General features: G+C 72.0%; 12 protein-coding genes. 8 read left to right on the forward strand and 4 right to left on the reverse strand.

Going from position 1 to position 12414, the window contains the following annotated elements:
* Positions 1-16 precede the first annotated feature (16 nt).
* The gene (locus ACTMTB_RS17995) at positions 17-1456 is read right to left on the reverse strand and encodes an aldehyde dehydrogenase family protein (RefSeq protein WP_441147055.1); all 1440 of its coding nucleotides are present in this window, start codon (positions 1454-1456) and stop codon (positions 17-19) included.
* Positions 1457-1596: 140 nt separating this feature from the next.
* On the opposite strand from ACTMTB_RS17995, the gene ACTMTB_RS18000 reads away from it, so the two are divergent.
* The 5 genes from ACTMTB_RS18000 to ACTMTB_RS18020 all read left to right on the forward strand — a co-directional run bounded on the left by ACTMTB_RS18000 (position 1597) and on the right by ACTMTB_RS18020 (position 6741).
* A complete protein-coding gene (locus tag ACTMTB_RS18000; RefSeq protein WP_441147057.1) occupies positions 1597-3033 on the forward strand; it encodes a gamma-aminobutyraldehyde dehydrogenase in 1437 nt (478 codons plus the stop codon).
* Positions 3034-3036: 3 nt separating this feature from the next.
* Positions 3037-4308, forward strand: a complete 1272-nt coding sequence (gene gabT, locus ACTMTB_RS18005; protein WP_441147059.1) for a 4-aminobutyrate--2-oxoglutarate transaminase — start codon at positions 3037-3039, stop codon at positions 4306-4308.
* Between the two features lie 128 nt (positions 4309-4436).
* A complete protein-coding gene (locus ACTMTB_RS18010) occupies positions 4437-4853 on the forward strand; it encodes a GntR family transcriptional regulator (RefSeq protein WP_441147061.1) in 417 nt (138 codons plus the stop codon).
* A gap of 11 nt (positions 4854-4864) precedes the next feature.
* Positions 4865-5755 carry an ABC transporter ATP-binding protein gene (locus ACTMTB_RS18015; protein ID WP_441147063.1) on the forward strand — a complete coding sequence of 297 codons (891 nt, stop codon included), beginning with the start codon at positions 4865-4867 and terminating at the stop codon, positions 5753-5755.
* Positions 5752-6741 carry a transporter gene (locus ACTMTB_RS18020; protein ID WP_441147065.1) on the forward strand — a complete coding sequence of 330 codons (990 nt, stop codon included), beginning with the start codon at positions 5752-5754 and terminating at the stop codon, positions 6739-6741. The genes ACTMTB_RS18015 and ACTMTB_RS18020 overlap by 4 nt, the downstream gene beginning before the upstream one ends.
* Positions 6742-6845: 104 nt before the next feature.
* On the opposite strand, the gene ACTMTB_RS18025 is transcribed toward ACTMTB_RS18020, so the two are convergent.
* Together ACTMTB_RS18025 and ACTMTB_RS18030 are read right to left on the reverse strand one after the other, a co-directional pair.
* Positions 6846-7526 carry a hypothetical protein gene (locus ACTMTB_RS18025; RefSeq protein ID WP_441147067.1) on the reverse strand — a complete coding sequence of 227 codons (681 nt, stop codon included), beginning with the start codon at positions 7524-7526 and terminating at the stop codon, positions 6846-6848.
* Positions 7527-7684: 158 nt separating this feature from the next.
* Complete coding sequence (locus tag ACTMTB_RS18030) at positions 7685-7924, reverse strand: hypothetical protein (RefSeq protein WP_441147069.1); 240 nt, start codon at positions 7922-7924, stop codon at positions 7685-7687.
* A gap of 118 nt (positions 7925-8042) precedes the next feature.
* On the opposite strand from ACTMTB_RS18030, the gene ACTMTB_RS18035 reads away from it, so the two are divergent.
* From ACTMTB_RS18035 to ACTMTB_RS18045, 3 genes are read left to right on the forward strand one after another with little or no spacing between them, the layout of a single operon-like run.
* Positions 8043-9329, forward strand: a complete 1287-nt coding sequence (locus ACTMTB_RS18035; RefSeq protein ID WP_441147071.1) for a GAF domain-containing protein — start codon at positions 8043-8045, stop codon at positions 9327-9329.
* A gap of 38 nt (positions 9330-9367) precedes the next feature.
* Positions 9368-10873, forward strand: coding sequence for an aldehyde dehydrogenase (gene adh, locus ACTMTB_RS18040; RefSeq protein ID WP_441147073.1), 1506 nt, complete (start codon positions 9368-9370; stop codon positions 10871-10873).
* 23 nt (positions 10874-10896) lie between these two features.
* Complete coding sequence (locus tag ACTMTB_RS18045) at positions 10897-11265, forward strand: DUF779 domain-containing protein (protein ID WP_441147075.1); 369 nt, start codon at positions 10897-10899, stop codon at positions 11263-11265.
* Between the two features lie 92 nt (positions 11266-11357).
* Here the strand turns inward: ACTMTB_RS18045 and ACTMTB_RS18050 are convergent, their stop codons facing one another.
* On the reverse strand, positions 11358-12221 hold the full coding sequence (locus ACTMTB_RS18050) for a DUF559 domain-containing protein (RefSeq protein WP_441147077.1): 864 nt from the start codon (positions 12219-12221) through the stop codon (positions 11358-11360).
* Between the last annotated feature and the right edge of the window lie 193 nt (positions 12222-12414).

A 12414-nucleotide genomic window follows, 5' to 3' on the forward strand; every position in this document is an offset into this window, starting at 1 on the left:
ACCGGCCTGGCACCGGCTACAGCGCCATCCCGGTCAGCACCATCACCCGCGGCTCGGTGTAGTCCTCCATCGCGCTGCGCAGCCCCTCGCGCCCCACGCCACTCCCCTTGACGCCCCCGTAGGGCATCTGGTCCGCGCGATACGACGGCACGTCCCCGACGATCACCCCGCCGACCTCCAGCACCCGCGCCGCCTCGAACGCCACGTCCAGGCGGTGGGTGAACACGCCGGCCTGCAACCCGTACGCGGAATCGTTGACGGCGGCGAACGCGGCGCGGTCGTCGGTGACCCGCGCGACCACCAGCACCGGTCCGAAGACCTCCTCCGTGCAGACCTTCGCAGAAGACGGCACGCCGGAGAGCACGGTCGGCGGGTAGGTGGCACCGTCGCGCCGGCCGCCCACCTCGATGGTGGCCCCGGCGATGACCGCCTCGTCCACCCACGCCTCCACCCGCTGCGCTGCCTCCTCCGACACCAGCGGCCCGACGTCGGTCAACCCGGAGGCAGGGTCGCCCACCCGCAGCTCCTGCACCGACGCGACCAGCCGGGGCAAGAAACCGTCATACAGCCACTCGTGCACGAAGACCCGCTGCACGGCGATGCACGACTGCCCGGCCTGGTAGTTGGAGAACATCGCGATCCGGTGCGCGGCGAAGGTCAGGTCCTCGTCGGCGGCCCAGTCCTCGCAGATCACCGCCGCCGCGTTGCCGCCCAGCTCCAGCGTCACGTGCTTCTCCGGCACCTGCCGACGGATCGCCGCGCCCACCGGGCCGGAGCCGGTGAACGACACCACCGGCAGGCGCGGGTCGGTGACCAGCTCGGCGGCCCGCTCGTTGGGCAGCGGCAGCACCGAGAACATGCCCTCGGGCAGCTCGGTCTCGGCCAGGATCTCCCCCAGCAGCAGCGCCGACAGCGGCGTCGCCGGGGCCGGCTTCACGATGATCGGCGCGCCCACCGCGATCGCCGGGGCGACCTTGTGCGCCACCAGGTTCAGCGGGAAGTTGAACGGCGCGATCCCCAGCACGGGGCCACGCGGCACCCGGCGCACCAGGGCGATCCGCCCGGTCGCCGCCGGGTCGGTGTCCAGGCGCTGCAACTCGCCGGAGAAGCGCCGCGCCTCCTCCGCCGCCCAGCGGAACGTCGACACCGCGCGCCCCACCTCGGCCCGCGCCCACTTGACCGGCTTGCCGTTCTCGGCGGTGATCAGCGCCGCGACCTCCTCGGCCCGCTCCGCCAGCCGCCGGGAAACGTGGTCCAGGGCCGCCGCCCGTACGTGCGCGGGCAGGGCCGCGGCCTGCACCGCCACGCCGGCCGCCGCCGCGACGGCGGCCTCGACCTGGTCGGCCGTGGCGAGCGTGGTACGCCCCACCGTCCGGCCGTCGTACGGGTGGGTGACGGTCAGCTCGCCCTCACCGTGAACGGGGCGACCGGCGACATAGAAGACTCTCGGCTCCACGTCGGCAGCGTAGACGACGACCGGCCGCACGGAAACAGTCGCCACGGGCCTTGTCTGCCGCGAATTCAGTAGCGAAGATGGCAACGAGATTCCGATTACCTCCGCGACAGACTCCCGGCCACCCCTGGAGAGACATCCTCATGAGCGACCAGCAGCAGCTGCGCAACTTCGTCAACGGCCAGTACGTCGAACCGGCGGACGGCGGCTACGCCGACCTGATCGACCCGTGCACCGGTGAGGTCTTCGCCCAGGCCCCCGTCTCCGGCGCGGCGGACGTGGACGCGGCGATGAAGGCCGCCGCCACCGCCTTCGAGACCTGGCGGGACACCACCCCCGGCGAGCGGCAGAAGGCGATGCTCAAGCTCGCCGACGCCGTCGAGGCCCGCGCCGCCGAGCTGGTCGACGCCGAGGTGCGCAACACCGGCAAGCCGCGCCAGCTCACCACCGACGAGGAGCTGCCGCCAGCGGTGGACCAGTTCCGCTTCTTCGCCGGCGCCGCCCGCCTGCTCGAAGGCCGCTCGGCCGGCGAGTACATGGCCGGGCACACCTCGTACGTGCGGCGTGAGCCGATCGGCGTCTGCGCCCAGGTGACGCCCTGGAACTACCCGCTGATGATGGCGGTCTGGAAGATCGCCCCGGCGCTCGCCGCCGGCAACACGGTGGTGCTCAAGCCCTCCGACACCACGCCGGTGTCGACGCTGCTGCTGGCCGAGATCGCCGCGGAGTTCTTCCCGCCGGGCGTGTTCAACGTGGTCTGCGGCGACCGGGACACCGGTCGTACCCTCGTCTCGCACCCGACCCCGCAGCTGGTGTCGATCACCGGCTCGACCCGCGCGGGCATGGAGGTCGCCTCCGCCGCCGCGCCGGACCTCAAGCGGACCCACCTGGAGCTGGGCGGCAAGGCCCCGGTGGTGCTCTTCGACGACGCGGACGTCGCGGCGGCGGCCGAGGCGATCGCGGTCGGCGGTTACTTCAACGCCGGCCAGGACTGCACCGCCGCCACCCGGGTGCTCGCCGGCCCCCGCGTGTACGACGACTTCGTCGCGGCGCTGGCCGAGCAGGCCCGCAACACGAAGACCGGCGCGCCGGACGACGAGGACGTGCTCTACGGCCCGCTGAACAACGCCAACCAGCTGGCCCGGGTCAGCGGCTTCGTCGACCGGCTGCCGGACCACGCCAGCGTGGAGACCGGCGGCTCCCGGCTCGGCGAGCGCGGCTACTTCTACGCCCCGACGGTCGTCTCCGGGGTACGGCAGGCTGACGAGATCATCCAGGACGAGGTGTTCGGCCCGGTCATCACCGTGCAGCGCTTCTCGGACGAGGACGAGGCGGTGCGCTGGGCCAACGGCGTCGACTACGGCCTGTCCGCCTCGGTCTGGACCAAGGACCACGGCCGGGCGATGCGGATGACCCGCCGGCTCGACTTCGGCTGCGTCTGGGTGAACACCCACATCCCGTTCGTCTCCGAGATGCCACACGGCGGCTTCAAGCACTCCGGGCACGGCAAGGACCTCTCGGTCTACAGCCTGGAGGACTACACCCGGATCAAGCACGTCATGCACAACATCGAGGGCTGACCGATGACGTCGTCCGAGGAACTGCACAAGCGGCGCGGCGCGGCGGTGGCCCGGGGCGTCGGTAGCACCATCTCGTCCTACGTGGACCACGCCGGCGGCGGCACCATCACCGACGTCGAGGGCCGGCAGTGGATCGACTTCGCGGCGGGCATCGCGGTCGCCAACGTGGGCAACTCCGCGCCCCGCGTGGTCGAGGCGGTGAAGGCGCAGGTCGAACGCTTCACCCACACCTGCTTCATGGTCGCCCCGTACGAGTCGTACGTGGCGGTCTGCGAGCAGCTCAACGCGATCACCCCGGGGGACTTCGAGAAGCGTTCGGCGCTGTTCAACTCCGGCGCCGAGGCGGTGGAGAACGCCGTGAAGATCGCCCGGCACGCGACCGGGCGGCCGGCGGTGGTGGTCTTCGACCACGCATACCACGGTCGGACCAACCTGACCATGGCGCTGACCGCGAAGAACATGCCGTACAAGCACCGGTTCGGGCCGTTCGCCGGGGAGATCTACCGGGTGCCGATGTCGTACCCGCTGCGCGACGGGGGCCTCTCCGGCGCCGAGGCGGCGGCCCGGGCCATCGAGCTGGTGGAGAAGCAGGTCGGCGCGGAGAACGTCGCCGCGCTGCTGATCGAGCCGATCCAGGGCGAGGGCGGTTTCGTCGTACCCGCGGCGGGGTTCCTGCCGGCGCTGCGCGAGTGGGCGACGGCGGCCGGGGTGGTCTTCGTCGCCGACGAGATCCAGACCGGGTTCTGCCGGACGGGGCAGTGGTTCGCCTGCGAGCACGAGGAGGTCGTGCCGGATCTGATCACCCTGGCCAAGGCCATCGCCGGCGGGCTGCCGTTGGCGGCGGTGACCGGCCGGGCGGAGCTGATGGACGCGGTGCACGTGGGTGGCCTCGGCGGCACCTACGGCGGCAACCCGATCGCCTGCGCGGCGGCGCTGGCCAGCATCGAGACCATGCGGGAGCTGGACCTGACCTGCGCGGCGCAGCGGATCGAGACGGTGCTGGCCGCGCGGCTGCGCACCATCGCCGAGCGTGACCCGCGCATCGCCGAGGTACGCGGCCGGGGCGCGATGCTCGCCGTGGAGCTGGTGCAGCCGGGCACCCTGGTCCCGGACCCGGCCGCCACGGCGGCGATCTCGGCGGCCTGCCACGCCGCCGGCCTGCTCACCCTGACCTGCGGCACGTACGGCAACGTGCTGCGCTTCCTGCCGCCGCTGGTCATCTCCAACGACGAGCTGGCCCGGGGTCTGGACATCCTGGACGCCGCCTTCGGCTGAGCCCCCGTCTGGCAGAGAGCGCCACGGGTGTCGATGACACCCGTGGCGCTTTTTCGTGTCACGGGTCCACCGGACGCCCAATCCTGTCCTATAGTCCTACTGTCGTAGGACAATGGAAGGGCGACTGGGTGATCGAGTTCGTGCTGGACGGCAGGTCCAAGGTGAACACGTACGTGCAGCTGGTCCAGCAGGTCAAACAGTCCCTGCGGGTGGGCCTGCTGACGCCCGGTGACCAGCTGCCGAAGGTCCGCGACGTCGCCCAGTCCCTGGCCATCAACCCGAACACGGTGTTGAAGGCGTACCGGGAGCTGGAGATCGAGGGGCTGGTCGAGGGTCGCCCGGGGGTGGGCACCTTCGTCCGGCGCACGCTCGCCGGCACGTCCCTGCCCAACCAGGCCGAGCTGCGCGAGGAGTTGGTGGCGTGGCTGCACCGCGCCCACGCGGCCGGACTGACCCCCGAGGACGTCACCGCCCTCGTCGAGACCACCATGCGGGCCGCCCTCACCGCTGACACCGAAGGCACGAAGACCGCCCCGGCACGATGAGAGGACACCAGATGGAGATCGCCCTGGAGGCCCAGGGGCTGGGCAAACGCTACGGGAAGACCTGGGCGCTGCGGGACTGCTCGCTGCACCTGCCGGCCGGGCGGATCGCCGCCCTCGTCGGGCCCAACGGCGCCGGCAAGAGCACCCTGCTGCACCTGGCGGTGGGTCTGCTCCGACCCGACGCCGGCGCCGTACGGATCTTCGGCGCGTCGCCGTACGACAACCCGGAGCTGCTGCCCGAGATCGGGTTCGTCGCCCAGGACACCCCGCTCTACCGCGACTTCACCGCCGCCGAGCTGGTCGACCTCGGCGGCCGGTTGAACCGGCGCTGGGACGCCGCGCTGGCCCGCAACCGGCTGGCCCAGCTCGGCATCCCGCCCAACCTGCGGGTCGGCAAGCTCTCCGGCGGGCAACGCGCGCAGGTCGCACTGGCCCTCGCCCTGGCGAAGCGGCCCCGGCTGCTGCTGCTCGACGAGCCGGTCGCCAGCCTCGACCCGCTGGCCCGACGCGAGTTCCTCCAGTCGCTGATGGGCAGCGTCGCCGAGTCGGAGACCACCGTGCTGCTCTCCTCCCACCTGCTGGCCGACCTCGAACGGATCTGTGACTACCTGGTGGTGCTGAACGCCGCCCAGGTGCAGCTCGCCGGTTCGGTCGACGACCTGGTGGCCGCGCACCGGCAACTGGTCGGCCCACGGCACGACGACGGCCCGATCGGCGGCGTCGCCGAGGTGGTCCGGGCCAGTCACACCGACCGGCAGTCCACGCTGCTGGTCCGCACCGACGGTCCGGTCATCGATCCCGCCTGGACGGTACGCGAGGTCGGCCTGGAGGACGTCGTCCTGGCCTACCTCGCCGACGGCGTCTCGCAGACCAGTCACAGCGAGTGGGGGGTGCCGGCATGATCTGGCTGACCTGGCGGCAACACCGCAAGCAGGCGTTCTTCACCCTGCTGGGGTTCGCGGCGCTCGCCGCCCTGATGGTGCCGATCGGCCTGTCGATGCGGCACACCTTCGCCGACCTCGGGCTGACGGACTGCGTACGCCAGCTCGCCGACACCGACGTGGCGGCGGCGACCCGGGACACCTGCGACGCGGGCTTCCGCCGCTTCACCAACCGGTACGGCAGCCTGAACCTGGTGGCCGTGCTGCTGCTCACCCTGCCCGTGCTGGTCGGCCTGTTCTGGGGCGCCCCGCTGGTCGCCCGCGAGGTGGAGCACGGCACGCACCGGTTCGTCTGGACCCAGGGCGTCGGCCGGACCCGCTGGGCGCTGGTGAAGTTCGGGCTGGTCGGCGCGGCCGTGGTGGTCCTCGCGGTCTGCTACGGGCTGGGCATGTCGTGGTGGGTCGAACCGCTCACCCAGGCCGCGCACGAGGGCCGGCTCGGCGTGATCGTGTTCGACCTGCAGGGCATCGTCCCGATCGGATACACCCTCTTCGCCGTGGCGCTGGGCATCTTCGCCGGCACCGTGTGGAAACGGATGCTGCCCGCCATGGGCATCACGCTGGCCGGGTTCATCGGCGTACGGGCGGCGGTCGCGGTCCTGGCCCGCCCGCACTACCAGCCCGCCCGCACCCTCACCTTCCCGATCGAGGGGGTCACGGAGGCCGCCATGCGCCGCGGCGACTGGATCCTCAGCGAGGGCATCCGCAACCCCGACGGGACGATGATGGCGGAGGACACCCGGATCATGTGCCCGCCCGGCGGTAAGGGGCCGGAGGGTAGGGCCTGCGGTGAGGAGCTGGGCCTCCAGCCAGGCGCGTACAACTGGCAGCTCTACCAGCCGGCGGACCGGTTCTGGCTGTTCCAGGGCATCGAGACCGGCATCTTCGTCGCCCTCGCCGCGCTCCTGCTCTACCTCGCGGTACGCCGCCTCCGCCGCATCGCCTGACCGCCGCCCGGGCTCCCGGTGGAACACCATGGGTGTCACACCCTCCGCGTGACACCCATGGTGTTCCACTCATCCGGCCCGCTTCGCACCAGCGGGCCGGCGGGTCAACGGAGCAGTTCGACGGTGTTGCGGCGGACCAGGTTCTTGCCGGGCTCCCGGATCGCGTCCATCGCGGCGGCGTTGAGCAGCACGCAACTGCCCGACGGGCCGGTCACCGTCACCGTCACCACCTTGCTGTTGTCCAGGTTGGTCACCCGCAGCCGGGTACCGACCGGGAACTGGCCGCTGGTCGCGGCGGGCGCCCCGCCCTCGGCCGAGAAGGTGATCGCACCGGCGCAGACACTCGCCGCGGGCGCGCCACCCGGCTGCGCCGGGGGCTGGGCGCTACCCGGCCGGGTCTGACCGCCGGGCTGGGCCGCTCCCCCGGGCTGCGCGGCGGCCCCGTCCAGGCGCTCCACCAGGTTGCGCCGGATCACGTTCTTGCCCGGTTCCCGGACCAGCTCCATCGCGGCGGCGTTGAGCAGGACACAACTTCCGGACGGGCCGGTCACCGTCACGGTCACCGCCCGGTTGTTGTCCAGGTTGGTCACCCGCAGCCGGGTGCCCACCGGGAACTGCCCGCTGGTCGCGGCGGGTGCTCCGCCCTCGGCCGAGAACGTCACCGAGCCCTGGCAGGCGCTCTGCCCGGCGGGGGTGGTGTCGGCGAAGCCGAACCCGGTCCCGACCGCCACCACCGCCGCGGCGACCACCGCCACCCCTGCCGCCAACACGTGCTTGCGCTGCACCTTGTGTCTCCCGTCGTCCGGTGATCTACGTACGCCGCCTGGTACGGCGTGGGAGCGCTGCGCGGTTCAGCGGTTCTGGCAGGAGAGTTTCCGGAAGGCCGATTCGGTGACGCGGTGACACCGGCGCCGACACCGACGGTCACGAAGCCGGCGGAAGGTCAGATGTCGTTGTGCCAGCCGCGGTGGATCTCGCCGGCCGGACGCGGCTCGCCCTTGGCGACCACCCGCCAGAACCGGTCCGGCTCGGCGTGGTCGCGCAGCGACAGCTCCACGCCGACGCGTACCCGGCGGTCGTCGCGTACCCAGGCCACCAGGTGGCGGTCGTCGCTGACCAGCTGGAGCTGCACCAGCATCCGTTCCCTCGTCCCGACCATCACGACCGCCCCTTCTCCACTCACGACGCCGCGACCTGGCGGCGACGACCGAGGCACCAGGATGACCGGCGTCGATCGGCGCGGCAACCGGTATTGGCGATCAGGGGTGGGCTGCGTCACGATGGGCGCGAGGAGGTCGCCGATGGCCGACCCATGGCTCGCCCTGGAATTCGGTGCCGATCCGGCCGAGCGGATCGCGCAGGTCGGTGCCGCCCACGAAGCGTTCCTCACCGCCGGTGACCTGCCATCCCGGGTCCGCGACGTGGTGGCCGAGTCCTGGCGGCGGTCGGCCGGCGCACTGCTCGACCCGGAGGCCACCGCCCCGGTCGACCTCACCGACGACGCGCTGGAGAGCTACCGCGCTGGCCATCCCCTCGCCCGGGTGCTGCCGCTCTTCCGCGACCTGCTCGGCGGCATCGCCGACGACGGCGCGCACCTGATGGCGGTCTGCGACGCGGGCGGGCGGCTGCTCTGGGTGGAGGGGCATCCGGGGGTGCTCCGGCACGCCGAACGGATGAACTTCGTCCCCGGCGCCCGTTGGGACGAGGCGCACGCGGGCACCAACGCCCCCGGCACCGCCCTCGCCGTCGACCACAGCGTGCAGATCTTCGCCACCGAGCACTTCGTCCGCCCGGTGCAGCGCTGGACCTGCGCCGCGGCACCCATCCACGACCCCACCGGCCGGCTGCTCGGCGCCATCGACATCACCGGTGGCGACCACCTCGCCACCCCACAGAGCCTCGCCCTGGTCCGGGCCACCGCGCGGGCCGCCGAGGCGTTCCTGGCCAGCGCCGCCCCGGCCGACCCCGACGTCATCTCGGTGGCCGCCCTCGGCCGCGACGAGGCCGAGCTGCGCGTCGGCGGGCGGCGCGTCCGGCTCGGCCGCCGGCACAGCGAACTGCTGGTGCTGCTGCTCGACCACCCCGAAGGGCGCACCGGCGAACAGCTCGGCCTCGACCTCTACGGCGACGACCGGCTGCACCCGGTCACCCTGCGCGCCGAGCTGTCCCGGCTGCGCCGCGCGCTCGGCCCCGAACTGCTCGACTCCCGCCCGTACCGGCTGCGCGGCACCGTGCGCGCCGACTTCCGTACCGTCGGCGAGCTGCTGGAACGCGGCGACGCGGCGGGCGCGCTCCGGGCGTACCCGGGGCCGTTGCTGCCCGCCTCGGACGCGCCGGGGGTGGCCCGGCTGCGCCGGCTGGTCGACGGGCAGCTGCGCGCGGCCGTGCTGGCCGCCGGCGACCCGGCGCTGCTCGCGGCCTGGACCGCGACGCCCGCCGGCGCCGACGACCTCACCGCCTGGCAGGCCCTGGCGCGGGCATTGCCGCCGGGCGCGCCGCGCCGGCCGCTCGCCCTGGCCCGCATCGGCCAGCTCTGCGCCGAGTACGACCTGGAGCGCGCAACGTCGCTGCAACGTCGCGGAAACTAGCGTCCCGCCATCACCCCTGACGGACGGCGGAGGTACCCATGACGCGCTACGACGCCCCCACCCACTGGCAGTCCCGCTACGACCACTTCATCGGCGGCGAGTACGTCAAGCCGCACGGCGGGCAGTACTTCGAGAACCCCACCCCGGTCACCGGTCAGACCTTCTGTGAGGTGGCCCGGGGCACCGCCGAGGACGTCGAGAAGGCGCTCGACGCCGCGCACGGCGCCGCCGACGCCTGGGGACGCACGTCGGTCGCCGAACGGTCGCTGATCCTCAACCGGATCGCCGACCGGATGCAGGAGAACCTGGAATCCCTCGCCATCGCCGAGACCTGGGAGAACGGCAAGCCGGTACGGGAGACGCTGGCCGCCGACATCCCGCTGGCGATCGACCACTTCCGGTACTTCGCCGGGGCGATCCGGGCCCAGGAGGGCACCCTCGGCGAGATCGACGACGACACCGTGGCGTACCACTTCCACGAGCCGCTCGGCGTGGTCGGGCAGATCATCCCGTGGAACTTCCCGATCCTGATGGCGACCTGGAAGCTCGCCCCGGCGCTGGCCGCCGGCAACGCGGTGGTGCTCAAGCCCGCCGAGCAGACCCCGGCGTCGATCCACTACTGGCTCTCGCTGGTCGCCGACCTGCTCCCGCCCGGCGTGCTGAACATCGTCAACGGCTTCGGCGTCGAGGCGGGCAAGCCGCTGGCGTCCTCGCCCCGGGTGGCGAAGGTGGCGTTCACCGGCGAGACCACCACCGGGCGGCTGATCATGCAGTACGCCAGCGAGAACATCAAACCCGTCACCCTGGAGCTGGGCGGCAAGAGCCCGAACATCTTCTTCGACGACGTGAGCGCCGCCCACGACGACTTCCACGACAAGGCGCTCGAAGGCTTCACCATGTTCGCCCTCAACCAGGGCGAGGTCTGCACCTGCCCGTCCCGGGCGCTGATCCAGCAGGGCCACTACTCGGACTTCCTGGCCGCGGCGGTGGAGCGGACCGGCCGGATCGTGCAGGGCCACCCGCTGGACACCGACACGATGGTCGGCGCGCAGGCGTCCAACGACCAGCTGGAGAAGATCCTGTCCTACCTGGACATCGGCCGCCAGGAGGGGGCGAAGGTGCTCACCGGCGGAGCCCGGGCGGAGCTGGGCGGCGAGTTGTCGGGCGGGTACTACGTTGAACCAACCATCTTCGAGGGCGACAACTCGATGCGGATCTTCCAGGAGGAGATCTTCGGCCCGGTGGTCTCGGTGACCTCCTTCGCCGACCTGGACGACGCCGTGAAGATCGCCAACGACACCCTGTACGGGCTGGGCGCGGGCGTCTGGACCCGGGACATGAACACCGCGTACCGGGCCGGGCGGTCGATCCAGGCCGGGCGGGTCTGGACGAACTGCTACCACGCGTACCCGGCGCACGCCGCGTTCGGCGGGTACAAGCAGTCCGGCATCGGGCGGGAGAACCACAAGATGATGCTGGAGCACTACCAGCAGACCAAGAACCTGCTGGTCAGCTACTCCACCAAGAAGCTCGGCTTCTTCTGATGGCTGCCCGTGGAGACGCTGTGGTGCCCGGTCCCCCGGGCGCCACGGCGCCGCCCGTTACCGTCACTCCCGCGGCGGCCGAGCTGATCCGGTCGCTGCGAGAGCGGCACGGGCCCCTGATGTTCCACCAGTCCGGCGGCTGCTGCGACGGCAGCGCCCCGATGTGCTACCCGGCCGGCGAGTTCCGTACCGGATCGTCGGACGTCCTGCTGGCGTCGCTCGCCGTCGACGGGGTGCCCGAGCCGGTCGAGTTCTGGATGTCGACGTCCCAGTGGGAGCTGTGGAAACACACCCGGTTGACGGTCGACGTGGTGCCCGGCCGGGGCAGCGGGTTCTCCCTGGAGGCGCCGGACGGCGTCCGCTTCCTCATCCGCTCCCGGCTCGCCGCCTGACACAGCAGCCGCGATCTTGCACTTTGCGCCCCGGCATCCCGGACATAAAAGACAGCCTGTGGGCACAAAGTGCAAGATCGCGCAGAGGCGGATCACGAGAGGGCGGCGCGGATGGTGGCGACTATGTGGGCGGGGCGGCGGTAGAGGTCGCGGTCGGTGAAGTAGCGCATGCGCCAGCCGTTGGCGTCGAGCCAATTGAGGCGGTCGCGGTCGTACCGCATCCGGTCGCGGTCCAGGTGGGACAGTCCGTCGTATTCGATGCCCACGCGGCGCTGGCGGTAGCCCAGATCCAGTCGGTACCGAGGGATGCCGTCCCGGTCCAACACCCACAGCTGAGGTTCGGGCGCCGGCAGCCGGCTGTCGATCAGCACCAATCGTAGTTGGCTCTCCTGCCGACACTCCGGCCGACCGTCGGCGAGCGGCACCAACTCCCGGGCCTGGCGGACACCGCGCAGGGCCCGATGAGCCGTAACCTCGGCCAACAGCTCGTCCCGGGTCACCGTTCCGGAGCGAACGGCAGCGTCTAGCACCGGCAGGGCGTCCATCCGGCGGACGGTGCGCGCGAGGTCCACGGCACATCGGACCGGCGGGACGCACGGCAGATCACCGACGAGAACGGGCTCGACCGGAAGTACCGAGTGGTGCACGACCAGCCCCGGGAGTCGCGGTTTGGGCACCGCGGCGGGAAGCTGGACGTGAACCTGATCTTCTCGCAGCACTCCGAACCCGTGCCGCCGCGCCGCGGTCTGCCGCGCCAGCATGGCCTCCTCGGGCAGGCACAGCATGAGCGCCCGCAGCTCGTCCTCGTCATCGCACGGCTGGTCGGCGTAGACGCCTCGCCGCACCCGGCGCAGTTCCTCCCTGCCGACCCGCGTCCGAAGCCGCTTGACGGTGATCTGACGAGTCAACGACTCCACGCGCCACAGTTGAACCCCCATGCGGGCAGAATCCCCCAACCCCACCCCTCCCCGCCCACCCCAAACCCCACCCTGTGGACAACCAACCCCCTGTGGAAAACCCCTCCCCTCCTCTCCCGCCCTCGCCCCGCCCCCACCCCTCCCGCGATCTTGCACTTATGGCCCTCGATATGCGCCTTATGCCCGAAAAGTCAGGGCAGAAAGTGCAAGATCGCGGGAGGGGCGGGGCGGG

It is taken from the genome of Micromonospora sp. L32 (genome assembly GCF_052068055.1).
In the GTDB taxonomy this organism is placed as follows: domain Bacteria; phylum Actinomycetota; class Actinomycetes; order Mycobacteriales; family Micromonosporaceae; genus Micromonospora; species Micromonospora purpureochromogenes.